22 protein-coding genes are annotated in these 24,135 nt (G+C 77.7%); 16 read left to right on the top strand and 6 right to left on the bottom strand.

Annotated features, from left to right (window positions below; genetic code table 11):
• Nucleotides 1–36 precede the first annotated feature (36 nt).
• A complete protein-coding gene (locus D0Z06_RS06060) occupies nt 37–879 on the bottom strand; it encodes an HAD family hydrolase (protein WP_117376479.1) in 843 nt (280 codons plus the stop codon).
• 125 nt (nt 880–1,004) lie between these two features.
• Here D0Z06_RS06060 and ssd point away from each other — a divergent pair, with 125 nt between their 5' ends.
• The 7 genes from ssd to D0Z06_RS06025 all read left to right on the top strand — a co-directional run bounded on the left by ssd (nt 1,005) and on the right by D0Z06_RS06025 (nt 5,938).
• On the top strand, nt 1,005–2,102 hold the full coding sequence (ssd, locus tag D0Z06_RS06055; RefSeq protein WP_117376478.1) for a septum site-determining protein Ssd: 1,098 nt from the start codon (nt 1,005–1,007) through the stop codon (nt 2,100–2,102).
• The gene (locus D0Z06_RS06050) at nt 2,099–3,238 is read left to right on the top strand and encodes a TadA family conjugal transfer-associated ATPase (protein ID WP_117376477.1); all 1,140 of its coding nucleotides are present in this window, start codon (nt 2,099–2,101) and stop codon (nt 3,236–3,238) included. The genes ssd and D0Z06_RS06050 overlap by 4 nt, the downstream gene beginning before the upstream one ends.
• On the top strand, nt 3,235–4,092 hold the full coding sequence (locus D0Z06_RS06045; RefSeq protein WP_117376476.1) for a type II secretion system F family protein: 858 nt from the start codon (nt 3,235–3,237) through the stop codon (nt 4,090–4,092). Before D0Z06_RS06050 ends, D0Z06_RS06045 begins: the two co-directional genes overlap by 4 nt.
• Entirely contained in the window at nt 4,089–4,820 is a 732-nt protein-coding gene (locus D0Z06_RS06040) for a type II secretion system F family protein (protein WP_117376475.1), read from the top strand. Before D0Z06_RS06045 ends, D0Z06_RS06040 begins: the two co-directional genes overlap by 4 nt.
• Nucleotides 4,821–4,938: 118 nt before the next feature.
• Nucleotides 4,939–5,214 carry a DUF4244 domain-containing protein gene (locus D0Z06_RS26170; RefSeq protein WP_233517485.1) on the top strand — a complete coding sequence of 92 codons (276 nt, stop codon included), beginning with the start codon at nt 4,939–4,941 and terminating at the stop codon, nt 5,212–5,214.
• Nucleotides 5,215–5,216: 2 nt separating this feature from the next.
• On the top strand, nt 5,217–5,585 hold the full coding sequence (locus D0Z06_RS06030) for a TadE family type IV pilus minor pilin (protein ID WP_233517484.1): 369 nt from the start codon (nt 5,217–5,219) through the stop codon (nt 5,583–5,585).
• Complete coding sequence (locus D0Z06_RS06025) at nt 5,582–5,938, top strand: Rv3654c family TadE-like protein (RefSeq protein WP_117376474.1); 357 nt, start codon at nt 5,582–5,584, stop codon at nt 5,936–5,938. Before D0Z06_RS06030 ends, D0Z06_RS06025 begins: the two co-directional genes overlap by 4 nt.
• A 7-nt stretch (nt 5,939–5,945) precedes the next feature.
• Here the strand turns inward: D0Z06_RS06025 and D0Z06_RS06020 are convergent, their stop codons facing one another.
• From D0Z06_RS06020 to D0Z06_RS06010, 3 genes are read right to left on the bottom strand one after another with little or no spacing between them, the layout of a single operon-like run.
• The gene (locus D0Z06_RS06020) at nt 5,946–6,347 is read right to left on the bottom strand and encodes a YybH family protein (protein WP_117376473.1); all 402 of its coding nucleotides are present in this window, start codon (nt 6,345–6,347) and stop codon (nt 5,946–5,948) included.
• A complete protein-coding gene (speB, locus tag D0Z06_RS06015; RefSeq protein WP_117376472.1) occupies nt 6,344–7,303 on the bottom strand; it encodes an agmatinase in 960 nt (319 codons plus the stop codon). The genes D0Z06_RS06020 and speB overlap by 4 nt, the downstream gene beginning before the upstream one ends.
• A complete protein-coding gene (locus tag D0Z06_RS06010; RefSeq protein WP_117376471.1) occupies nt 7,300–8,877 on the bottom strand; it encodes a purine-cytosine permease family protein in 1,578 nt (525 codons plus the stop codon). Before D0Z06_RS06010 ends, speB begins: the two co-directional genes overlap by 4 nt.
• A 146-nt stretch (nt 8,878–9,023) precedes the next feature.
• Between D0Z06_RS06010 and D0Z06_RS06005 the strand changes: the two genes are divergently transcribed.
• A complete protein-coding gene (locus D0Z06_RS06005) occupies nt 9,024–9,608 on the top strand; it encodes a helix-turn-helix domain-containing protein (protein ID WP_117376470.1) in 585 nt (194 codons plus the stop codon).
• Entirely contained in the window at nt 9,605–10,282 is a 678-nt protein-coding gene (locus D0Z06_RS06000) for a cyclase family protein (protein ID WP_199522157.1), read from the top strand. The genes D0Z06_RS06005 and D0Z06_RS06000 overlap by 4 nt, the downstream gene beginning before the upstream one ends.
• Nucleotides 10,283–10,294: 12 nt before the next feature.
• Here D0Z06_RS06000 and D0Z06_RS05990 read toward each other — a convergent pair whose 3' ends face one another.
• On the bottom strand, nt 10,295–12,922 hold the full coding sequence (locus tag D0Z06_RS05990) for a DEAD/DEAH box helicase (RefSeq protein ID WP_233517483.1): 2,628 nt from the start codon (nt 12,920–12,922) through the stop codon (nt 10,295–10,297).
• Between the two features lie 210 nt (nt 12,923–13,132).
• On the opposite strand from D0Z06_RS05990, the gene D0Z06_RS05985 reads away from it, so the two are divergent.
• From D0Z06_RS05985 to D0Z06_RS05965, 5 genes are all read left to right on the top strand, one after another.
• A complete protein-coding gene (locus tag D0Z06_RS05985; RefSeq protein WP_117376469.1) occupies nt 13,133–15,394 on the top strand; it encodes a sodium-translocating pyrophosphatase in 2,262 nt (753 codons plus the stop codon).
• Nucleotides 15,395–15,562: 168 nt separating this feature from the next.
• Entirely contained in the window at nt 15,563–15,880 is a 318-nt protein-coding gene (locus D0Z06_RS05980; RefSeq protein WP_117376468.1) for a hypothetical protein, read from the top strand.
• Complete coding sequence (locus D0Z06_RS05975) at nt 15,877–17,391, top strand: alpha/beta hydrolase (protein WP_117376467.1); 1,515 nt, start codon at nt 15,877–15,879, stop codon at nt 17,389–17,391. Before D0Z06_RS05980 ends, D0Z06_RS05975 begins: the two co-directional genes overlap by 4 nt.
• 268 nt (nt 17,392–17,659) lie before the next feature.
• Nucleotides 17,660–20,575 (top strand): type I DNA topoisomerase, encoded by a 2,916-nt coding sequence (gene topA / locus D0Z06_RS05970; protein WP_117376466.1) that lies wholly within the window; start codon nt 17,660–17,662, stop codon nt 20,573–20,575.
• Nucleotides 20,576–20,580: 5 nt separating this feature from the next.
• Nucleotides 20,581–21,345, top strand: coding sequence for a class I SAM-dependent methyltransferase (locus tag D0Z06_RS05965; protein WP_117376465.1), 765 nt, complete (start codon nt 20,581–20,583; stop codon nt 21,343–21,345).
• Here the strand turns inward: D0Z06_RS05965 and D0Z06_RS05960 are convergent.
• On the bottom strand, nt 21,324–22,121 hold the full coding sequence (locus tag D0Z06_RS05960) for a trans-aconitate 2-methyltransferase (RefSeq protein ID WP_117376464.1): 798 nt from the start codon (nt 22,119–22,121) through the stop codon (nt 21,324–21,326). The genes D0Z06_RS05965 and D0Z06_RS05960 overlap by 22 nt on opposite strands.
• A gap of 36 nt (nt 22,122–22,157) precedes the next feature.
• On the opposite strand from D0Z06_RS05960, the gene tmk reads away from it, so the two are divergent.
• Nucleotides 22,158–22,913: a dTMP kinase gene (tmk, locus tag D0Z06_RS05955; protein ID WP_233517482.1), complete on the top strand. Its 756-nt coding sequence runs from the start codon at nt 22,158–22,160 to the stop codon at nt 22,911–22,913.
• Complete coding sequence (locus D0Z06_RS05950) at nt 22,910–24,094, top strand: DNA polymerase III subunit delta' (protein ID WP_117376463.1); 1,185 nt, start codon at nt 22,910–22,912, stop codon at nt 24,092–24,094. The genes tmk and D0Z06_RS05950 overlap by 4 nt, the downstream gene beginning before the upstream one ends.
• Nucleotides 24,095–24,135 lie beyond the last annotated feature (41 nt).

The raw sequence follows: 24,135 nt of genomic DNA, 5'->3' as shown, positions 1-24,135 counted from the left end.
ACGGCGCCGGCGAGGGGCCCCCGGCCCCCGGTGCGCTCAGGCGCCGCGGCGGCGGCGTCGCCCGGGTACCGGTGCCGGCGGGGTGCCCGTGGCCTCCCGCAGCGCCCGCCGGCGGGCGTACCAGGCCAGGCCGGCGACGGCGGCACCGACGCCCACCGCCGCGCTCGTCACGACCGGACCGGGGGGCGCCGGGAAGCGGGAGCGCATCGAGACCGGCCGGGTGAACTCCAGCACCGGCCAGCCCTGCTCGGCCGCCGCGCGGCGCAGGGCCCGGTCGGGGTTCACCGCGGTCGGGTGGCCGACCGCCGAGAGCATCGGCAGGTCGGTGACCGAGTCGCTGTAGGCGTAGCAGTCGGCCAGGTCGTAGCCCATCTCGGCGGCGACCTCGCGCAGCGCCTCGGCCTTGTGCTCGCCGTAGGCGTAGAAGTCGATCTCCCCGGTGTAGCGGCCGTCCACGGTCACCATGCGGGTGGCCACCACCCGGTCGACCCCGAGCAGCTCGCCGATCGGCTCCACCATCTCGGCGCCGCTGCTGGAGACGATGACGATCTCCCGGCCGGCGGCCCGGTGCTCCTCGATCAGGTCGGCCGCCTCGGCGTAGACCAGCGGGTCGACGATGTCGTGCAGCGTCTCACGGACGATGTCGTGCACGGTGGCGACGTCCCACCCGGTGCACATCCGGGTGATCTGGTCGCGCATCCGCTCCATCTGCTGGGCGTCGGCGCCCGAGAGGGAGAACACGAACTGCGCGTAGGCCCCTTTTAGGACCGCGCGCCGGTTGATCAGCCCGCCCTGGAAGAACGGCCGGCCGAAGGCCAGGGTGCTGGACTTGGCGATGACCGTCTTGTCCAGGTCGAAGAACGCCGCCGCGCGGGTCACGGTTCACGACTGTAGGTGGACTCCGCCGGGGTGACGGTCATCTCAGCGGCTCCACACCCCAACGGGTCATCCACAGACCGGCCGCGGCCCTGGCCGGGGGCGGTCCGGGCGGGTGGGCTTCCCCGGTGACCGCCGCCCGCACCCCGCCGGTGCGCCCGCTCGTCGTCAGCGCCGACGAGGACCTGCTCGACGACCTGCTCCGCGTCCTCGCCGCCGCCGGCACCGATCCGGAGCTGGCCACCGGCGGGCCCGCGCTGCGCCGCGCGCACCGGGAGGCGTCCCTGGTGCTGCTGGGCGCCGACCTGCTCACGGCGGCGGCGGTGCGCGCGCTGCCCCGGCGGCCCGGTCTGGTCGTCGTGGCCCGGTCGGAGCTGCCGGCCCGGTGCTGGGCCGCCGCCGTCGAGCGGGGCGCGGAGCGGGTCGCCGTCCTCCCGGACGACGAGGAGTGGCTGCTCGCCCGCGCCGCGGCTGCCGGGCGCGGGCCGGTCCAGCGCGGGCCGCTGCTCGTGGTCGGGGCCAGCAGCGGGGGTGCCGGAGCGAGCACGCTGGCCACCGCCGCTGCAGCGGCCCTCGCCGGGGTCGCGGGGCGGGCGCTGCTGGTCGACACCGACGCCGCCGGCGGCGGGCTCGACCTCGTGCTGGGCGCCGAGGGGCGCGAGGGGTCGCGCTGGCCCGAGCTGTCCGGGCTGCGCGGCCGGGTCGGTGGGGAGGCCCTGCTCGCGGCCCTGCCGGAGGTCGGCGGGGTCGGCGTGCTCGCCTGCTCCCGGGGTGCTGTGCAGCCGGTCGACCCCGAGGCCGTGGTGGCGGCCGTCGACGCGGCCCGGTCGGCCGGCTGCCCGGTGGTCGTCGACCTGCACCGCGCGGCCGGCCGGGACGTCGAGGACCGCGTGCTCGCCGAGGCCGACCTGGCCGTGCTGCTCGTGGCCGGCCGGGTCCGGTCCGCCACCGCGGCCCGCATGCTGCTGGGTGCCGGTGCCGGTCCGGGCGCTCCGCCGGCCTGGGCGCCGGCGAGGGTGGTGCTGCGCCGGGTCCCCGGCGGCCTGGGCGCGGCCGAGGTCGCGGCCGCGGTCGGCCGGCCGGTGTTCGCCGAGCTGGGGCACGACCGCGGCACCGCCGACCGCGGGGAGCGCGGCCTGCCCCCGGCCGCGGGAACCCGCACGCCGGTGGGCCGGCTCGCCCGCCGGCTCTGCGCGGAGCTGGCCGCGCCTGAGGAGGCGGCATGACGGAGCTCGCGCTGGTCGAGCGGGTCCGGGCGCGGCTGGCCACCGACCCCGGGCCGCCGACGCGGACCGCGGTGGCGGCGCTGGTGCGGGAGGAGGCCGGGGGCCTGCTCGGCGACGACGAGGTGCTGCGGGCGGTGCGGGCCGCGGTGGACGAGCTGGCCGGCGCGGGTCCGCTGGAGCCCCTGCTGCGCGCACCCGGGGTGACCGACGTCCTGGTGAACGGGCCGGACGAGGTCTGGGTGGACCGCGGGACGGGCCTCGAGCGCGCGCCGGTGCGCTTCCCGGACGAGGACGCCGTCCGACGGCTGGCCGTCCGGCTCGCCGCGGCCGCCGGCCGGCGGCTCGACGACGCCGCGCCGTGGGTGGACGTCGGCCTCCCCGACGGCACGCGCCTGCACGCCGTGCTGCCCCCGGTGGCGGCCACGGGGACGTGCCTGTCGCTGCGGGTGCTGCGCCGGGCCGCGCTCGGCCTCGACGACCTCGACCGCCGCGGCACGCTGCCCGGGGAGGCGGGCGACCTGCTGCGCGCCGTGCTGGCGACCCGGCTGGCCTTCCTGGTCACCGGCGGCACCGGCTCGGGCAAGACGACGCTGCTGGCCGCGCTGCTGGGGCAGGTGCCGGCGACCGAGCGCCTGGTCCTCTGCGAGGACGCGCCGGAGCTGGCTCCCGCCCACCCGCACGTGGTGCGGCTGGCCACCCGGCCGCCGAACGTCGAGGGGGTCGGTGAGGTGACCCTGCGCGACCTCGTCCGCCAGGCCCTGCGGATGCGGCCGGACCGGCTCGTCGTCGGCGAGGTGCGGGGAGCGGAGGTCACCGACCTGCTGGCCGCGCTCAACACCGGGCACGACGGCGGCTGCGGCACCCTGCACGCCAACCGGGCCGCGGAGGTGCCGGCCCGGCTGGAGGCCCTCGGCGTGGCCGCGGGGCTCGAGCGGGCGGCGGTGCACAGCCAGGCGGCGGCCGCGCTCGCCGTGGTCGTGCACCTGCGGCGGACGGGCACCGGCCGCCGGGTCGAGGAGCTGGGCGTGGTCAGCCGGGTGGGGCCGCTGGTCACCGTCGAGCCGGGCTGGCGGGCCGACGGCGGGCCCTGCCCGGCGGCCGGGCGGCTGCGCGCCCTGGTGGGCCGGCCGGGATGACCGCGGCGCTGCTCGCCCTCGCCGCCGCCGTGGCGGCCTGGCCCCGGGCCACCGCGGCGGCCGACCGGCTGGCGGGCGCCCGGTTCCCGGGTGAGCCGGGCCGGCGCAGGACCCGCCTGCGGCCGGCCCGGCCGCCGCGGCCGGCGGTGGTGGTCGCGCTGGTCACCGCGGCCGCCGCGCTGGTCGCCCCGCCGGTCGTGGCCGTGCTGGCCGGGGCCGGAGCAGGGGGCGCCGCCCGGGCCGTGCTCCGGCGGCAGGCCGACCGGGCGGCGGAGCACCGGCTGGCCGCGCTCGCCGAGGCGCTGGGCGCGCTGTCCGCGGAGCTCCGGGCCGGGCGCCCGCTGGAGGCCGCGACCGCGAGCGCCGTGGCCCTCTGCGCCGACGCGGGGAGCGGCCGGGCCCTGGCGACCGCCGTCCGCTCCCCGGGGACTGCGGCCGCTCCCCCTGGGGGCGCGAGCCGGTCCGCGGGGGGTGCGGAACGACGGGCCACCGGCCCGCCTGCGGGGGAGGAGCCCCCGCGGGCCGCGCTCGAGCGCATCGCGGCCGCCGTCGCGCTCAGCGTGCGGACCGGGTGCTCGCTGGCCGCGGTGCTCGCGGCGGTCGAGGACGACCTGCGGGCCCGCCGGCGCCTGACCGGTGAGCTCCGGGCCGCGACGGCGGGTGCCCGTGCCAGCGCCGCGGTGCTCGCGGGTCTGCCGCTGCTCGGGCTGGCGATGGGGTCCGGGATCGGCGCCGACCCCTGGGGGGTGCTGACCGGCACGGTCACGGGCCAGATCCTGCTGCTCGCCGGGGCGGGCCTGGAGGCGGTCGGTCTGGCCTGGACCGCGCGGCTGGTCCGGCGGGCGCTGCGGTGAGCGGCGCGGCCCCGCTGCTGCTCTGCCTGGCCGCGGCGGTGGCGGTGTGGCCGTCCCGGGCCCCGGCGGTCCGGGCGCGGCTGCGCGCGCTGGCCGGGCCGGGGCCCGCACCCCCGCGGCCCCGGGGGTCGGCGGTCGCGGGGACGCGCGGGCGGTGGCTGCTCGCCGCCGCGGCGGGCCTCGCGGCCGGGGCGCTGGTCGGTGGCACGGCGGGCCCCGTCGTGGCCGCCGTCGGGACCGTGGCGGCCGAGCGCCTGCTGCGGGCGCGGGGCGGCCGGGGCGAGGGGGACGCCGCCGCGCTGCGCCGGGACCTGCCGGTGGCCTGCGACCTGCTCGCGGTGTGCCTCGGCACCGGCCTGCCCGTCCCCGGCGCCCTCGCCGCCGTCGCCGCGGCGCTGCCCGGCCCGGTGGGCCGGGAGCTGGGGGCCGTCGCCGCGCTGCAGCGCCTGGGCGCACCACCGCGGCAGGCGTGGGAGGCCGTGCCGGAGGAGCTCGCCGGGCTGCGCCGGGCCGTCGTGCGGGCCGGGGAGTCCGGGTCCGCGGTCGTGCCCGCCCTGCGGGCGCTGTCCGCCGACGTCCGGGCGGGGGAGCGCAGCCGGGCCGACGCCGCCGTCCGGCGGGCCGGGGTGTGGGTCCTGGCCCCGCTCGGGGTCTGCTTCCTGCCCGCCTTCCTCTGCCTCGGCGTGGTGCCGCTGGTCATCGGCATCGCCGGGGACGTCCTGGGCTGAGGCCGTCCACAGCCCGCGTCGCCCTCCACAGCCGCGGGCGGTGCGCCCCGCGTCCCCACGTGCCGCCCCAGGCTCTCCCGAGACGGCCCCGACGGCGGGCCGCGACCGAGGAGGACCCGTGAGCCACCAGCAGGACGAGCACCCGCGACCGGCCCCGGCGACCGGTGCGGCCCCGCCGCCGGCGCCCGGGGCCGTCCGGTCGACCCCCCGCCCGGCGGGCCGGTGGGCCCGGCTGCGGGCGGCCGGGGAGGCCGGGATGAGCACCGCGGAGTACGCGGTCGGCACCGTTGCCGCGTGCGCCTTCGCCGCGGTGCTCTACCGGGTGGTCACGGGCGGGTCGGTCGTCGACGCGCTCGGCGCCCTGGTCGCCGACGCGCTGGCCACGCTGTCCTGACCGTGGCCGGTCGGGACGCGCGGCGCCGGCGGCGCGAGGCGGGGATGGTGACCGCGGAGACCGCCGTGGTCCTGCCCGTGCTCCTGGTCGTCCTGGCCGGCGCGGTGGCGGCGGTGACCGTCCTGGCGGCGCACCTGCGCTGCGTCGACGCCGCGCGGGAGGGCGCCCGGGCCGCCGCGCGGGGCGAGGACGAGGCCGTCGTGGTGGCGCTGGCCCGGCGGGCCGCGCCCGGTGGCGCGGAGGTCACCGTCGGGGCCGGGGCGGAGGAGGTCGTGGTGCGGGTGGCCGTGGAGGTCGAACCGCTGGGGCCGGCCCCGCTCCGGGTGCCCGTCGTCGCGGAGGCCGTGGCGGTCCGGGAGCCCGGCGGGTGACCCGGCACCCGGAGCGCGGGTCGGCGACCGTGTGGGTGGTGGCGCTGGCCGGTGTGCTCGCGGCGCTGACGCTGGCCGTCGTGCTGGTGGGCGCGGCAGCGGGCGCGCGGCACCGGGCGGGAGCGGCCGCCGACCTGGCCGCCCTCGCCGCCGCGGCCCGGGCCGTGCGCGGCGACCCCGAGGCGTGCGCCGCCGCCGCTGCGGTGGCCGGCGCCAACGGGGCCCGGCTGCGTTCCTGCGCGGTGGCCGGCGGTGCGGTCGTCGACGTGGCGGTGGAGGTCGACGTCCGGCTGGGGCCGCTCGGGGTGCGGCCGGCGGCGGCACGGGCGCGCGCCGGCCCCGTGCCGCCGTGAGCGCCGGCTACCCGGCTGCGCCGGGGTCGGGCGAGAGGTGCTCGTGCACGGCCAGCCAGCGGCCGCCGGTGCCGCGGGCGAAGACGATGGTCTCCCGCTCGCGCAGCTCCTCCCGGCCGGCCCGGGTCGCGACGGTGGTGCGCACGGCGTGGGTGAGGACGGCGGTGTCGCCGAGCACCTGGACCCGGGTGCCGCTCGTGCTGCAGCCCAGCACGCGGAAGTCGTCCTCGCGGACCCAGGTCGCCCACTCCTGCCGGTACTCCTCGCGGGAGGTGAGCAGCCGGTCGGTGCCGTGGAACAGGAAGGAGGCGTCGGGGGCGAAGGCCCCGAGGTAGCGGTCGACGTCCCCGCGGCCGAACGCCTCGACGAGGGCGGACGCCGCCTGCCGCACCTCCTGCTCGGCGCTCACGAGCGGCTCGCCATGGCCGAGACCAGCTCGTAGGCGGCGTGCGAGGCGGCGATGCCGGTGATCTCCGCGTGGTCGTAGGCGGGGGCGACCTCGACCAGGTCGGCCCCCACGAGGTCCAGGTCGGCGAAGGACCGCAGCACGGCGAGGAGCTCCCGGCTGGTCAGCCCCCCGGCCTCCGGCGTCCCGGTGCCGGGCGCGAAGGCCGGGTCGAGCACGTCGATGTCCACCGAGACGTAGACCGGCCGCTCCTCGACCCGCGCGCGGATGCGCTCCACCACGCCCCGGACGCCGATGTCGTCCATCTCCCGGGCGTGCACCACCTGGAAGCCCAGCTCGGCGTCCTCGACGAGGTCGCGCGCCGAGTACAGCGGCCCCCGGATCCCCACGTGCAAGCAGCCGCTCCGGTCGAGCAGCCCCTCCTCGGAGGCGCGCCGGAACGGGGTGCCGTGGGTGAAGTCGGCCCCGAAGTAGGTGTCCCACGTGTCGAGGTGGGCGTCGAAGTGCACGACCGCCACCGGCCCGTGCACCGCGTGCAGCGCGCGCAGGAGCGGGAGGGCGATGGTGTGGTCACCGCCGATGGTCATGAGCCGGCCGGCCCGCTCGAGCAGCGCGGTCGCCCCCGCCCGCACCTGGCCGATGGCCTCCTCGACGGCGAAGGGGTTCACCGCCAGGTCGCCGGCATCGACCACCTGGGCACGGGCGAAGGGCTCGACGTCCTGGGCGGGGTTGTAGGGCCGCAGCAGGCGGGAGGACTCCCGCACGTGCGCCGGGCCGAACCGCGCCCCGGGTCGGTAGCTGACGCCGGAGTCGAACGGGACGCCGACGACCGCCACGTCCACGTCGGACACCTCGTCGATGCGGGGCAGGCGGGCGAACGTGGCCGGGCCGGCGAAGCGGGGGACGACGGTGGCGTCCACCTGGCCGACGTGGCCGTCGTGGGTGATGCGCGGGGTCATCGGGGGAGGGGCTCCTGGGTGCTCTCGGGAGGGGTGCGCCGGGCGGAGCGGTGCACCGAGGCGCGGGGGTCGTCGGTCACCGGGGGCAGCGGTGCGTCCGCGGCCGGGACGAACCGGGGGCCGGCCGGTGCGAAGACGTACCGCGGCTCCGGGAAGGCGAACAGCAGGGCCAGGTACACGACCGCGGCCAGGCCGATCGACATGGGCAGGCTGACGTCCACCCCGCCGGCGGCGTCGCGCAGCGGGCCCTCGATCAGCGGCGGGTAGTTGGCGAACAGCAGGCCGACGACCGCGGCGGGGATCCACGCGGCCATCCCGCGCCAGTTGAACCCGCCGCTGGCCCAGTAACGGCCGCCGACCCGGCCCTGGTTGAAGACCTGGACGTCCGCGGCGGAGTAGTACCCGCGGCGCACCCAGTAGCCGATCATCATGATGATCATCCAGGGCGTGGTGCAGATGACGATCGCACCGATGAAGGCGTTGACGCTGGCCAGCAGGTCGAAGACCAGGCGGCCGACCAGGATGAAGACGAAGGCCAGCGTCCCGATGACCAGCGACGCCTGCACCCGGTTGAGGCGGGGGAACACCGAGGAGAAGTCGAGCCCGGTGCCGTAGAGGGAGGTCACGCCGGTGGACATGCCGCCGAGGAAGGCCACCACCATGAGCAGGACGGCGTACCAGAGCGGGGACACCTGGATGAGCGCGACGACGTAGTCGACCTCGCCGGCCACGAGCGTCGCCGTCCCGACCCCGAACAGGAACGGCACCAGGGTGGCCAGCTGGCCGAGGAAGGTGGCCGTGAGCAGCCGCGGGGGCGGGGTGTCGGCCGGGATGTAGCGCGACCAGTCGCCGAGGAAGGCGCCGAAGCTGATCGGGTTGCCCATGACGATCAGGGCGGACAGCACGAAGGTGGGCCAGAAGCTGCCGAGGGCGTAGGCGTCCGGGCCCGGGTCGTAGCCCAGGTCGACCAGCGAGGCGTAGGCCACCAGCCCCAGCAGCATCAGCGCGGTGTTGGCCAGGACGACGACCTTGTTGACCAGCAGCATCAGCTGGTAGCCGTAGACGACCACCAGGATCACCAGCGCGCCGAGGACGGCGTAGACGACGCCGCGGAGCAGGTCGGAGTCGCCCGTCCCGAACAGCCGGGTGGCGGCCCCGACGAGGGCGTCACCGCTGACCCACACCGAGATCGAGTAGAACGAGATCGCGGTCAACAGGGAGAGGAAGGACCCGAGCACCCGGCCGCGGACGCCGAAGTGCGCCCCGGAGGACACCGCGTTGTTGGTGCCGGTGCGCGGGCCGAAGAGCCCCATCGGCATGAGGATCAGCGCGCCGACCACCACGCCGGTCACGGTGGCCGCGACCGCCTCGACCAGGGACAGCCCCAGGAGCACCGGGAAGGTGCCCAGGATGACGGTGGCGAAGGTGTTCGCGCCGCCGAACTGGATGCGGAACAGGTCGAAGGGCCGCGAGGTGCGCTCGGCGGCCGGGATGGTGTCGATGCCGTGCTGCTCGACCTCGGTGACCCGTGGTCGCCGCGCGGCCGCCAGACCGGCGACCTCGCTCCCGCTCATGCGCTCCTCCGGGGGGTGAGGCGGTGGACACACCCACCGCGGTGCGCCGAGGCTAGAGGGCGGTTTCCTGTCAGACAACAGAAGTTTCGCGGTCTTCACGTCCGGCATGCTGGAGTGGGCACGATCACGGCAGCGAGGGGTGGGGGATGGCAGGGGAGGTCCGGCGGCTGGCGCGGCCGCACGACCCGGCGGACGCGTTGGTCGGGGCGCGGCTGCGAGCGGCGCGGCAGGCGGCCGGGCTCACCCTCGCGGCGGTCGCGGCGCAGGCCGGCCTGACCAAGGGCTTCCTCAGCCGGCTCGAGCGGGACGAGGTCTCACCGTCGGTCGCCTCGCTGGTCACGGTCTGCGGCGTCCTCGGCATCGGGGTGGGGCAGCTGTTCCAGCCGCCGGAGACCTCGCTGGTGCGTGCCGCCGAGGCGCCGCCGATCCACTTCGGCGGGCAGGGGCTCCGGGAGGTGCTGCTCACGGCGGGCACCCAGCGCGAGCTCCAGGTCATCCGGTCGACGGTGGAACCCGGCGGCGGAGGGGGTGCGGAGCTCTACTCGCTGGCCTGCGCGGTGGAGTTCGTCCACGTGCTGCGCGGGCGGCTGCGCCTGGTGCTGCCGGGTGAGTCGGTGGAGCTCGGCGAGGGGGACGCCTTCACGATGCCCGGCGCGACGCCGCACACCTGGGTCAACCCGTCGGACATCGAGCGCTGCGAGGTCCTGTGGGCCCTCACCCCCGCCCCGTGACCGGGCCGCGCATCGGGCGGGTCGTCGACCTCTCCCACCCGCTGGAGGACGCCACCCCCGTCTACCCGGGGGACCCGGTCGCCCGCCTCCGCCCGGCCGCGACGCTCGCGGTGGAGGGCTACAACGTGCTGCACGTGCGCATGGGCTCCCAGACCGGCACCCACGTCGACGCCCCGTACCACTTCCTCGAGGACGGCGCCCGCATCGACGAGCTGCCGCTGGAGCTGTTCCTCGGCCCGGCCGTCGTCGCCGACGTCCGCGGCAAGCCGCCGCACGGCCGCATCGGGTGGGCCGACCTCGCCCCCTGCGCCGAGCGCCTGGCCCCCGGCCGCATGCTCCTGCTGTGGACCGGCTGGGACCGGCACTGGGGCACCGACGCCTACCTCGACCACCCCTTCCTGACCGGGGAGGCGGCCGAGCGCCTCGTGGCCGCCGGGGTGCGGACGGTGGGGCTGGACGCGCTGAGCCTGGACGAGACCGTGGTCGGCGGGGAGCCGGCGGAGGGGTTCGCCGCCCACCTGGCGGTGCTGGGCGCCGGCGGGGTCATCGTGGAGAACCTGCGCGGGCTGGACGCCCTCGCCGGGTCCGACCCGATCGTCAGCGTGCTGCCGCTGCGCCTGGCCGGTGCCGACGGCGCCCCGGTCCGCGCGGTGGCCTTCGACGTCGAGGCCTGACTGCCGCCGGGGTCAGAACACCAGATCGTCCTCCTCCGCGTCGGGCGGGCGCTCCGGCCCGGACGGCGGGGCGGCGGGCACCTCGCCGTCGGGCGCCTCGCCGTCGGGCGCCTCGCCGTCGGGCGCCTCGCCGTCGGGCGCCTCGCCGTCGGGCGCCTCGCCGTCGGGCGCCTCGCCGTCGGACGCCTCGCCGTCGGGCGCCTCGCCGACCGCGCGCCCCTCCGCCGCGACGTCCTCGCCGTCCCCGGTCCCCCGCTCCGCCGCGGCGGCGAGCTCGTCGAGGACCACGTCGAGCACGCGGACCGCGCCGTCCTTGTCCAGCGGGTCGTTGCCGTTGCCGCACTTCGGGGACTGCACGCAGGAGGGGCAGCCGCTCTCGCACTCGCAGCTGGCCACGGTCGCCCGGGTGGCCTGCAGCCAGCGGCGGAGGGCGTCGAACCCGCGGTCGGCGAAACCGGCGCCCCCGGGGTGGCCGTCGTAGACGAACACCGCCGCGGTGCCCGTGTCGGGGTGCAGCGCCGTCGACAGTCCGCCGAGGTCCCAGCGGTCGCAGGTGGCCAGCAGCGGCAGGATGCCGATCGCCGCGTGCTCGGCCGCGTGCAGGGACCCGGGCAGCGCGGCGTCGTCGACCTCGGCGCGCTCGACCGCCCGGTGGTCGAGGGTCAGCCACACCGCGCGGGTGCGCAGCTGCCGCGGGGGCAGGTCGAGCGGGAACTCGGCCAGCACCTCGCCGGTGCCCTGCCGCCGCCGCTGGTAGGCCACCACCTGGTTGGTGACGTCGACGGTGCCGGTGTGCGCGGTCACGGCGCCGAGCCGCCGTGACCGGTCGGTGCCCACGATGGAGAGGTCGGTGACGTCCCGGGCCACCGTCGTCCACTCCGGGGTGTCGGCGTGCACGACGGCGCAGGCGTCCTCCACGCAGAACTCGTCGACCACGTAGGTCTCGCCGCGGTGGACGTAGAGGGCGCCGGTGTGGACCGTGGCGTGCGCCGCGCCCCCGTCGACGGTCCCGAGGAGGCGGCCGGTGCCCCCCTCGATGATGGAGACCGGCTCCAGCCCGCTGCCGCGGATGTCCACGTCGGGCCGGCCGCGGCCGGCCCAGTACCAGCCGGTCGGGCGGCGGCGGACGAGGCCCTCGACGACCAGTTCCGCCAGCCGGGCCTCGGCCGCCGGCCCGCCGAAGTCGGGCAGGTCGGCCGGGACGAGCGGGAGCTCCGCGGCGGCGCAGCACAGCTGCGGGCCGAGCACGTGCGGGTTGGCCGGGTCGGTGACCGTGGCCTCGACCGGCCGCCCGAAGACCGCCCGCGGGTGGTGGGCGAGGTAGTGGTCCAGCGGGTCGTCGCGGGCGACGAAGACCACGAGCGACTCGCGCTGGGCCCGGCCCGCCCGACCCGCCTGCTGCCAGAGCGAGGCCAGCGTGCCGGGGTAGCCGGCGAGGACGACGGCGTCCAGGCCGGCGATGTCGATGCCGAGCTCGAGGGCGTTGGTGGTGGCCACCCCGAGCAGCTCTCCCGCGGAGAGGGCCCGCTCGAGCTCCCGCCGCTCCTCGGGCAGGTAGCCGCCGCGGTAGCTGTCCACCCGGCGGGCCAGGTCGCCGCGGCCGCGGTCGAGGAGCACCCGCCGCGCCTGGTCGGCCACGGACTCGGCGCTGCGCCGCGAGCGGACGAAGGCCAGCGTCCGCGCGCCCCGCTCGACCAGGTCGGCCAGCAGGGTGGCGGCGTCCGCGGCCGCCGAGCGGCGCAGCGGGGCGCCGTGCTCGCCGGTGCGCTCGGTCAGCGGCGGCTCCCACAGGGCGAAGGTGGCGCCGGGCCGGGGCGAGCCGTCGTCGGTCACGGCGACCACCGGCGCACCCACCAGGCGGCCGGCGGCCTCCGCCGGCTCGGCCACGGTCGCCGAGGCCAGCAGGAACACCGGTTCGGCGCCGTAGCGGCGGCAGATCCGCCGCAGCCGGCGCAGCACGTGCGCCACGTGCGAGCCGAACACGCCGCGGTAGGCGTGGCACTCGTCGACGACGACGTAGGCGACCCGGCGCAGCGTGCTCGACCAGCGCTGGTGGGCCGGGAGCACGCCGCGGTGCAGCATGTCCGGGTTGGTGACGATCCACCGCGAGTGCCGGCGCACCCAGTCCCGCTCCTCGGCCGGGGTGTCGCCGTCGTAGGCGGCGGGCCGCACCGAGGGGTCGGCCAGGGCGGTCACCGCGGCGAGCTGGTCCCGGGCGAGGGCCTTGGTCGGGGCGAGGTAGAGCACGCAGGCGCGCGGGTCCTCGGCCAGCCGGGTCAGGGCGGGGACCTGGTAGGCCAGCGACTTCCCGGAGGCGGTGCCGGTCGCCACCACCACGTGCCGGCCCTCGCGGGCCAGCCGGGCCGCCTCGACCTGGTGGCGCCACGGGCGGCCGACCCCGGTGGCGGCGAGGCGCTCGCGCAGCGCCGGGGGCACCCACTCCGGCCAGGGGGCCGTGCGGCTGGGGCGGGCGCGGACGCGGTGGACGTGGGTGACCGGGTGCTCCTCCTCGGGCGTGCCGGCGAGGACGTCGGCGAGCAGGTCCGCGCCGGGCAGCGCGGGACCCGTCGGGAGGGGGCCACCCGGGGGAAGGGGGTCCGCGCCGGGGGGAGCCGAGCGGACCGGGTGGAGCGTGGTCACCCCACCACTGTCACACCGCGGGGCAACCCCGCGCGGGCGCGCGGCCCGCCGCCACCGGACGTCCGGCGGGACGACGACACACGGTGTGATCTCCCTTACACTCACGCGGCACCCAGGCGCTCGGGAAGCCGCCCCGGGCGGCTGGACGCCCACTTCCGCCGACCGGAGCGCGCGTGCCCCGGGGGCTGTCGACCCACTTGGAGGGAACACATGCCGGACAGCGCACTCTCCGGCGGGGACGTCGTCCTGGTGACGATCGTCCTCGCCATCTCGATCGCCGCCCTCGCCTTCGCCGCCTACCTGGTGCGCGCGGTCATGGCCGCGGACCAGGGGACGCCGACGATGCGCGACATCGCGCGGGCGGTGCAGGAGGGTGCGGCCGCGTACCTGCGCCGCCAGTTCCGGACCCTCGGCGTCTTCGCCGTCATCGTCTTCCTGCTGCTGCTCGTGCTCCCGGTGGCCGACGGCGGGTGGGGGACCCGCATCGGCCGGGCGCTGTTCTTCCTGGTGGGGGCGCTGTTCTCCGCCCTCGTCGGGTTCATCGGCATGACCCTGGCCACGCGCGGCAACGTCCGGGTGGCCGCGGCCGCCCGGACCGGCGGCTACCGGCCCGCCTTCCGCATCGCGTACCGGACCGGTGGCGTCTGCGGGATGATCACCGTCGGCCTCGGGCTGTTCGGTGCCGCGCTGGCCCTGCTGCTGTTCGACGAGACCGCGCCGGTCGTCCTGGAGGGCTTCGGCTTCGGCGGCGCGCTGCTGGCGATGTTCATGCGGGTCGGCGGCGGCATCTTCACCAAGGCCGCCGACGTCGGCGCCGACCTCGTCGGGAAGGTCGAGGCCGGGATCCCCGAGGACGACCCGCGCAACGCCGCCACCATCGCCGACAACGTCGGGGACAACGTGGGCGACTGCGCCGGCATGGCCGCCGACCTCTTCGAGTCCTACGCCGTGACGCTGGTGGCGGCGCTGATCCTGGGCCAGGTCTTCTTCGGCGCGGTGGGCATGGTCTTCCCGCTGACCGTCGCGGCCATCGGGATCATCGCCTCGGTGGTCGGCATCCTGGCCAGCAACCCGGGCAAGAGCGACTCCAGCGGGCTGGCGCCGATCAACCGCGGCTTCTTCACCTCCGCGGTGGTCTCCCTGGTGCTGGTCGCGGTGGCGTCGTTCACCGTGCTGCCCAGCGTCGCCGACGTCCCCGACTCCGTGGTCAGCCCGCAGGTGCTCGGGTTCGTGGCGGTGCTGGTCGGCATCGTGCTCGCCGCGGCGATCCAGCAGCTCACCGGCTACTTCACCGAGACGAGCCGGAAGCCGGTGCAGGACGTGGGGCGCAGCTCGCTGACCGGCCCCGCCACCGTCATCCTCTCCGGCATCTCGCTGGGCCTGGAGTCGGCGGTCTACGCGGCGCTGCTCATCGGCGCCGCCGTCTACGGCGCCTTCCTCATCGGTGGGGGTGCCGCCCTGTACGCCGTGGCGCTGGCCGGCTGCGGCCTGCTGACCACCGCCGGGGTCATCGTCTCCATGGACACCTTCGGCCCGGTCAGCGACAACGCCCAGGGGATCGCCGAGATGTCCGGCGACCTCGACGAGGAGGGCGCCCGGGTGCTCACCGACCTCGACGCGGTCGGCAACACCACCAAGGCGATCACCAAGGGCATCGCCATCGCCACGGCGGTGCTGGCGGCCACGGCGCTCTTCGGCTCCTACAACGCGCAGATCGCCGTGGCCCTCGAGGAGGCCGGCACCACCCTCGACGACGCCTTCAGCCTGGTGAACCCGAACAACATCGTGGGCGCGGTGATCGGCGCGGCCGTCGTGTTCTTCTTCTCCGGGCTGGCCATCAACGCCGTCTCGCGGGCGGCCGGCCGCGTGGTGTTCGAGGTGCGCGAGCAGTTCCGCACCCGCCCGGGGATCATGGACTTCAGCGAGCGCCCGGACTACAGCCGGGTCGTCGACATCTGCACCAAGGACTCGCTGCGCGAGCTGGCCACCCCCGGCCTGCTGGCCGTCCTCGCCCCGGTCGCGGTCGGCTTCGGCCTCGGCTTCGGCCCGCTGGCCGCCTACCTCGTGGGGGCCATCGCGGCCGGCACGCTGATGGCGGTCTTCCTCGCCAACTCCGGCGGCGCCTGGGACAACGCCAAGAAGATGGTCGAGGACGGCGCCTTCGGCGGGAAGGGCAGCGAGGCGCACGCGGCGACCGTCATCGGCGACACCGTCGGCGACCCGTTCAAGGACACCGCCGGCCCGGCCATCAACCCGCTGATCAAGGTGATGAACCTCGTGGCGCTGCTCATCGCCCCGGCGGTCGTGGGCATGTCGGTGGGCGACGACCAGAACACCGCCCTGCGGGTGGCGATCGCGCTGGTCTCCGTGGCCGTGGTCGTCGCCGCGGTCGTGGTCTCCAAGCGGCGGTCGGTCGTCGTCGGCGGCGCACCGGCGCAGACCGACGACGAGCTGACCACCTCGGTCCCCTGATCGCACGCCCGGCAGCCTCCGCCCGGCCCGCGCCGGGCGGAGGCCGCCGCACGGGCCTGTGGACCGGTCCCGGGCCTGTGGACGCAGCGGGCGGGGCCGTCCCGGCCGCGGCCTAGCGTCCGGCTCCGCGCCGGCCGGGAGTGGCCGGCCGGAGCCGGAGGTGCCTGCGTGTCCACGACGATCGCCGCCCAGTTCGAGGCCATCGAGGCGCTGGCCGACGACCTGGCCGCCCTCGCCCGCGACCTGGACGACGACGCGGGCCTGTGCCGCTCGACCGCCGGGTCGCTGGGCGCCGCGCTGGGGTCGGCCGCGGGCGGGCCGGCGGCCGGGGCAGCGCACGGGTGGGCGCTGCTGCTCGGTCTCGTCGCCGGTCACACCGGGGCGCTGGCCGGCACCCTGCGCGAGGCGGTGGCCTCCTACCGGCAGCTCGACGCGGCGCTGTCCGACCGGCTGCTCACCGGCCGGGCCGGGGTGGCGGGCCGGTGACCGCGCCGCTGACCGAGGTGGCGGGCTGGGACGTCCCCCTCCTGCGCGGTGCGGTGTGGACGCTGTCGGCTGTCGCCGACCGGCTCCCCGCCTGGCGCGGCCGCACCGAGGCGGTCGGCCGGGCGCTCGGGGGCACCGACTGCTGGTACGGGCCGGCGGGCACCGCGGCGGGGGCGGCCCTGACCGAGGTGTCGACCGTGCTGGCGGCGGTCACGGGCGCGCTGACCGGCTCGCTGGACCAGGCCCGGGCGCTGCTGGGCGCGGCGGCGACGGCGCAGGAGCTGGCTGCCCGGGCGCTGGTGACGGCGGCGTCGGTGCCGGTGCGGCTCGACGACGCCGGCCGGCTGGTCGGCCTGGGCCCGGCGGCGGGCGGGGTGGGCGCCGACCCGCTGGTGCCCGGGCTCGACGTCGACGACACCGCCACGGCCCTCCGCGCCCAGCAGCTGGCCGAGGAGGCCCTCGAGGCGGCGGCGGGCGCGGTCCTGGCCGCGGCTGCGGCCGCCGACGCCCTCGCCGCCACGGGCGTGGGCCCGGCCGTCGGCCCGGCCGGCTTCCCGGCGCTCAGCGGGCTGGTCGGCGCGCCACCCGCGCCGCACCCGACGCTGCTGCTCGGCGCGCCGCCCGGGCGGGTCGCCGACTGGTGGGCCGGCCTGTCGACCGCCCAGCGCGAGCGGGCGATCGAGCGCACCCCGGTGCTCGTCGGGTCGCTCGACGGGGTGCCGGCCTGGGCGCGGGACGAGGCCAACCGCCGGCACCTCGACGCCGTCCTCGCCGATCCGGCCGATCCGGGGCACCCCGTCGCCGTGGCGGTCGCGCGGGAGGTCGCCGCGCGGGAGGACGCCGGCCAGCAGGTGCAGCTGTGGCAGTTCCGGCCCGCGGAGGAGCTGGTCGCGCTGGGCCTCGGTGACCTCGACACCGCCGACGCGGTCAGCCTGCTCGTCCCCGGTGTCGGCAACGACCCGGTGGGGGATCTCGACGAGCTCACCCGCGGCGCCGCGGCGGTCGGGGACGCCGCCCTCGCCGCGTCCCCCGGCCTCGCGGTCGCGACGGTCGCCTGGCTGGGCTACCGGCCGCCGTCCGTGCTCGGTGCACCCCTGCCCGGGGCCTCGTGGCACGGCGGGCGGGCGCTCGACGCGGCCCTCGACGGGCTGGCCGCCACGCGGGCGGACCGGCCCGGCAGGGTCACCGTCGTCGCGCACAGCTACGGCACGGTGGTGGTGGACCGGGCCGCCGACGAGCCGGGCCGGTTGGCCGCCGACGCCCTCGTGCTGCTCGGCAGCCCGGGGCTGGACAACGACGCCGCGGGGCTGGAGGCGCCGGAGGTGTACGAGTCCTCCTCGCCGGCGGACCCGATCACCTGGCTGGCGGACTGGTACGGCACCGAGACCGACAACCCGCGGGTGGGTGCCGAGCCGCTGCCGACGTCGTGGACGACGGGGCACACCGGGTACCTGGACCCCGACCGGCCCACCCTCCCGGCCGTCGGTGAGGTGGTCGCCGGGCAACGCTGACCGGACCGCCCTCCCGTGACGGCCCGGCGCCCTCCGGTGACGGCCCGGCGCCCTCCGGGGACGGCCCGGCGGGCGGCCGGGAACACCGGGCGCGGCCCACCCCTTGCAGCGCGGAAGGGCACCGGCGGCACACCGACGAGGGGTCGCCGCCCGGACCGGCGTCCCGATCGTGGCCTACCGTGGCGTCGCCGAGGGTGTACGCGCAGCGATGGCGTCCGCCCTGGCGCCGGATCCGGCGCCCGCAGCCAGCGTTACCGACAGGAGCACCGTGGCCCCCACGAAGACCGCGAAGACCGGCAGCGAGACCGACCCGAGCACCTCGGGCGGCACGCGAACGCCCGCCCGCTCGCGCACGGCGGCCGCCGGAGGGCGGCCGCTGGTCATCGTGGAGTCGCCCACCAAGGCCAACAAGATCGCCGGGTACCTGGGCGGCGGCTACGTCGTCGAGGCCAGCGTCGGGCACATCCGCGACCTGCCGCGCAACGCCGCCGACGTCCCGGCCGAGCACAAGGGCGCGTCGTGGGCGCGGCTCGGCGTGGACGTCGACAACGCCTTCGAGCCGCTGTACGTCGTCAGCCCCGACCGCAGGCAGCAGGTCACCCGGCTCCGGCAGCTGGTCAAGCAGGCCAGCGAGGTCTACCTCGCCACCGATGAGGACCGCGAGGGCGAGGCCATCGCCTGGCACCTGGTCGACACCCTCAAGCCCCGCGTGCCGGTGCGCCGGATGGTGTTCCACGAGATCACCCCCGAGGCCATCGCGCGGGCGGTGGCCAACCCCCGGGAGCTGGACACCGCGCTGGTCGACGCGCAGGAGACCCGCCGCATCCTCGACCGGCTCTACGGCTACGAGGTCAGCCCCGTGCTGTGGAAGAAGGTCCTGCCGAAGCTGTCGGCCGGGCGCGTGCAATCGGTGGCGACCCGCATCGTCGTGGAGCGCGAGCGGGAGCGGATGGCGTTCGTCTCGGCCGACTACTGGTCCCTCGAGGGGACCTTCGCCGTCACCGGCGACCGGGCGGCCACCGACGAGGGGGAGCCCGCCACGCTGCGGGCGCGGCTGGTGAGCGTCGACGACAGCCGGGTGGCCACCGGGCGGGACTTCGACCCGGCCACCGGTCGGGTGACCGGCGAGGTCGTGCACCTCGACGAGGCGGGGGCGCGCGGGCTCGCCGCCCGGCTGGAGGGCCGCCAGGTCACGGTCAGCCGGGTCGACGAGAAGCCCTACCGCCGCCGGCCTTACGCCCCCTTCACCACCTCCACGCTGCAGATGGAGGCCGGGCGCAAGCTGGGCTGGTCCTCGGCGCAGGTGATGCGCGTGGCCCAGCGCCTGTACGAGAACGGCCACATCACCTACATGCGGACCGACTCGACCAACCTCTCCGACGAGGCGATCAACGCCGCGCGCACGCAGGCCCGCCAGCTCTACGGCGACGCCTTCGTCCCCGCCGAGCCGCGCCGGTACGCCAAGAAGGCCAAGGGCGCCCAGGAGGCGCACGAGGCGGTCCGCCCGGCCGGCGACAGCTTCCGGACGCCAGGCCAGCTCGCGGCGCAGCTGGCCCGGGACGAGTTCCGGCTCTACGAGCTGATCTGGCAGCGCACGGTGGCCTCGCAGATGGCCGACGCCGTCGGGCAGACCGTGAGCATCCGGCTGGCCGGGCGCAGCAGCACCGACGAGGCCGTCGAGTTCACCGCCAGCGGCCGCACGATCACCTTCCCCGGCTTCCTGCGGGCCTACGTCGAGTCCCGGGACGAGGGCGCCGCCGGCGACGACGACCACGGCAGCGACGACGCCGAGCGTCGGCTGCCCCGCCTGGCGCGCGGCGAGCAGCTCGACACCCGCGAGCTGGAGCCCAAGGGGCACAGCACGACGCCGCCGTCCCGCTACACCGAGCCGAGCCTGGTGGCCCGGCTGGAGGAGCTCGGCATCGGCCGGCCCTCGACCTACGCCTCGATCATGCAGACGATCCAGGACCGCGGGTACGTGTGGAAGAAGGGCTCGGCGCTGGTGCCCTCCTTCGTCGCCTTCGCCGTGGTCAACCTGCTCGAGCAGCACTTCGCGGCGCTGGTCGACTACGACTTCACCGCGTCCCTGGAGAACGAGCTCGACGAGATCGCCAGCGGGGAGCTGGGCCGGGTCGACTGGCTGACCGAGTTCTACTTCGGCGGCGCCGGCCGGCACGCCGGCGGCATCGCCGCCTCCGGGGGGCTCAAGCAGGTCATCGGCCAGCAGCTGGAGGAGATCGACGCCCGGGGCGTCAACTCCATCCCGCTGCGCGCCACCGGGCCGGACGGCGAGCGGGTCGTCGTCCGGGTCGGCCGCTACGGCCCCTACCTGCAGGTGGGCGGCGACGACGGCCCCCGCGTGAGCCTGCCCGAGGACCTCCCGCCCGACGAGCTGACCCAGGAGAAGGTGGCCGAGCTCCTGGCCGCGCCCTCCGGTGACCGCCGGCTGGGGACCGACCCGGAGTCGGGCCTCCCGATCGAGGTGAAGGCCGGCCGGTACGGGCCCTACGTGACCACGGTCGTCCCCGAGGGCGGCAAGGAGGCCCCGCGGACGGCGAGCCTGTTCTCCTCCATGTCGCCGGAGACGGTCACCCTCGAGGAGGCCCTCCGGCTGCTGACGCTGCCGCGCACGGTCGGCACCGCGCCGGACGGCGAGGAGGTGCAGGCGCTCAACGGCCGGTACGGGCCCTACCTGAAGAAGGGCAGCGACTCCCGGTCCCTCGACAGCGAGGCCGCGCTGTTCGCGGTCACCCTCGACGAGGCGCTGGCGCTGTTCGCCCAGCCCAAGCAGCGTGGCCGCCGGGCCGCGGCCGCCCCGCTCAAGGAGCTGGGGGTCGACCCGGTGAGCCAGGGGCAGGTGACCGTGCGGGAGGGCCGGTTCGGGCCGTACGTCACCGACGGCGAGACCAACGCCAGCCTGCGCAAGGGCGACGACGTCGAGACGATCAGCCTCGACCGGGCCGCCGAGCTCCTCGCCGACCGCCGGGCGCGCCCGAGCACCAAGAAGGCCACCCGGAAGAAGGCCCCCGCGGCCACGACCACGGCGAAGAAGACCACGGCGACGAAGAGCACGGCGAAGAAGGCCACGGCGAAGAAGGCCGCGGCCGCGAAGACCACGGCCGCGAAGAAGGGCACGGCGGCGAGGACCGCCTCCACCGGCAGCGACTCGGTCCCCGCCGGCTGAGCCCCGTGCCGACCGGTGACCTCGGCGCCCAGGACCGGCAGCGGCGGCGGACCTCCTTCGGCTCCGTCGCCGCCGCCTACGCCGCCCTCCGGCCGGGCTACCCGGCCGAGGCGGTCACGGCGGTCCTCGGCGACCGCCCGCTCCAGGTCCTCGACCTGGGCGCCGGCACCGGGCTGCTGACCGGCGCCCTCCTGGCCGCCGGGCACGAGGTCGTCGCCGTCGACCCGGCCGGGGAGATGCTCGCCGAGCTGCGGGCCCGGCACCCCGGTGCCCGCGCCCTCGCCGGCGGCGCCGAGCAGGTGCCCCTGCCGGACGCCGCCGTGGACGCCGTCGTCACGGGGCAGGCCGCGCACTGGTTCGACCCCGGCCCGGCCGCCGCGGAGATGCGCCGGGTGCTGCGACCCGGTGGCGTGGTGGGCCTGGTGTGGAACACCCGCGACGAGGACGTGCCCTGGGTGCGGGCGATGGGGGAGGTGCTGGCCGCCGAGGCCCGCGACCACGAGGCCGACCAGCGCGTCGTGGTCGAGTTCGCCCGCGAGCTGGGCGCCACCGCGACCCGCACCCGGTCCCGGTTCGTCCAGCGGGTGACCCCGGCCCAGGTGGTCGCCGGCATCGGCACCCGCAGCTACGTCGCCACCATGGACGACGCCCGCCGCGCGGAGTTCCTGGGCCGGGTGGCCGCCGTGCTCGCCGACCACCCCGACACCCGGGGGCGGGCCGAGCTGGAGCTGCCCTACCGGACCGACGCCTACCGGCTCGTCCCCGCCTGAGCGACCGCGAACACCCGGCGGAACGGCAGCAGCGTCGTCCCGTCCGGCCGGCGGGGGTAGGCCTCCCGCAGGAGGGCGGCGTACGCGGCGGTCAGCTCCGCGGCGTCGTCGTCGGCCAGCCGGGCCAGGACCGGGCGCAGCACGGTGCTGCGGACCCAGGCCAGCACCGGGTCCGCGCCGGTGAGCACGTGCAGGTAGGTCGTCTCCCAGGCCTCGGCGGCCAGCCCGGCCTCCTCCAGCACGCCCAGGTAGCCGGCCGGGTCGAGCACGGCGTCGGCGGCGGGCGCGGCCCCGGCCAGCCGGCCCGCCCACCGCGGCGAGCGGCACAGCCCGGCCAGCAGGACGTGCGTGGGCGCCGCCTGGTTGCCGGGCACCTGCAGGGCCAGCCAGCCGCCGGGGGCGAGGTCCGCGGCCCACCGGCGCAGCAGCGCCGCGTGCCCCGGCACCCAGTGCAGGACGGCGTTGGTCACCAGGACGTCGACCGGCGCGTCCGGGCGCCAGTCGCGCACGTCGGCCCGCACGAAGCCCACCCGGCCGGGCCGGGCGTGCGCGGCCGCCGCGGCGAGCATCTCCGCCGAGGAGTCGACGCCGGTCACCACCGCGCCGGGCCAGTGGTCGGCGAGGGAGGCGGTCAACGCCCCCTCCCCGCAGCCGAGGTCGACGACGACCGAGGGGGCCCGGGCATCGACCCGGGCCAGCAGGTCGGCGAAGGGGCGGGCCCGCTCGCCGGCGAAGCGCAGGTAGCCGGAGGGGTCCCAGGCACCGGAGGGGGCCACGCGCCGACCGTAGGCCCGCGCGACCGGGGACGGTCGGTGCCGGCCGGTAGCGTGGCGCGCGGTCGCACCCCACCGCCGAGGAGCCCAGCGATTCCCGAGTCCGACGACGGCCGCCCCGTCCCGCCCGTCGAGTCCACCGGCCGGGCCGCCGACCCCGCGGGCCGGCCGGGGCTGTTCGTCGCCTTCGAGGGCGGCGAGGGTGCGGGCAAGTCCACCCAGGTGCGGCTGCTCGTCGAGTGGCTCACCGGGCAGGGGCGGCCCGCGCGCGCCACCCGGGAACCCGGCGGCACGCCCGTCGGCGCCGCCGTGCGGGGGATCGTGCTCGACCGGGCGCACACCGGTCTGGCGCCCCGCGCCGAGGCGCTGCTCTACGCCGCCGACCGGGCGCAGCACGCGCACGCCGTCCTCCGGCCGGCCCTGGCGGCCGGGGAGGTCGTGGTCACCGACCGGTACGTCGACAGCTCCCTGGCCTACCAGGGGGCCGGGCGGACCATCCCGGTGGAGGAGGTCCGCGCGCTGTCGGCGTGGGCCACCGGCGGCCTGGTCCCCGACCTCACCGTGCTGCTCGACCTGCCCCCGGAGGCGGGGCTGGCCCGGGCCCGCGGGCGGGCGGCGGCCGACCGGCTGGAGTCGGAGTCGCTGGGGTTCCACCGGCGGGTCCGGGAGACCTTCCGCGCGCTGGCCGCCGCCGAGCCGGGGCGCTACCTCGTGCTCGACGCGGCCCGCCCGGTGGAGGAGCTGGCCGCGGCCGTCCGCGGCCGGGTGGGGGAGCTGCTGGGGGTGCGCGCGTGAGCGACGGGGTCTGGGCGCGGGTCATCGGGCAGCCGGCGGTGGTCGCCGAGCTCCGGGCCGCCGTGGCGCAGCCGGCCGCGATGACCCACGCGTGGCTGTTCACCGGCCCGCCCGGCTCCGGCCGGTCGGTCGCCGCGCGGGCCTTCGCCGCGGCGTTGCAGTGCCCGGACGGCGGCCTGCACGCCGACCCGGCCGCCTGCCACTCCTGCCGCACGGTGCTCGCCGGGACCCACGCCGACGTCCAGACCGTCGTCCCCGAGGGCCTCTCGCTGGGAGTGGCGGAGGTGCGCGAGCTGGTGCGCATCGCCGGCCGGGCGCCGTCCCTCGGGCGCTGGCAGATCGTGCTGGTCGAGGACGCCGACCGCATGACCGAGCAGGCGTACAACACCGTGCTGAAGATGCTCGAGGAGCCGCCCCCGCGCACCGTCTTCCTGCTCTGCGCCCCGAGCCTGCATCCCGAGGACGTCCCGGTCACCATCCGCTCGCGGTGCCGGGTGGTGGGCCTGCGCCAGCCGCCGGTCGACGCGGTCGCCGACGTCCTGGTCCGCCGGGACGGCGTCGACCCCGCGCTGGCCGCCTGGTCGGCCGCGGCCGCCGGCGGTCACGTCGGCAGGGCCCGGCACCTCGCCCGCGACGAGGCCGCCCGGCTGGCCCGCAAGGCCGTGCTGGACGTGCCGCTGTCCCTGGTGTCCCTGGCCGCCTGCCTCAACGCCGCCGACGACCTGGTCAGCGCGGCCAAGGAGGAGTCCGACCGGGCCGTCGCCGAGCTCGACGGCGCCGAGACCGAGGCCGTGAAGGCCTCCCTGGGCGTGGGGGCCCGCGGGCCCGGCGTGGCCGCGGCCAGCCGCGGGGCCGGCCAGCTCAAGGAGCTGGAGAAGCGGCAGAAGAGCCGGGCGACCCGGCTCGGCCGGGACTCGCTGGACCGGGCGCTGGTCGACCTCGCGGCGCTCTACCGCGACGCCCTCGTGCTCGCCGTCGTCCGCGCCGAGGGCGGGGAGCCGCCGACGCTGGCCCACCCCGACCGCCGCCCCGACGCCGAGGAGCTCGCGGCCCGCATCGGGCCGGAGGGGGCGCTGCGCCGCATCGGCGCCGTCCTCGACTGCCGGACGGCGCTGGCCCAGAACGTCAAGCCGCAGGTGGCGGTGGAGGCGCTGACGGTGGCGCTGCGGCTGCCGGCCTGACCGGGGCGGGGCGGCGCGGGTCGTTGGCGCCCGTGTCGTAG

It is taken from the genome of Geodermatophilus marinus, assembly GCF_003428645.1.
GTDB lineage: Bacteria > Actinomycetota > Actinomycetes > Mycobacteriales > Geodermatophilaceae > Geodermatophilus.
The sequence above is the reverse complement of the archived record's forward strand: the minus strand, read 5'-3'. Positions and strand labels throughout refer to the sequence as shown.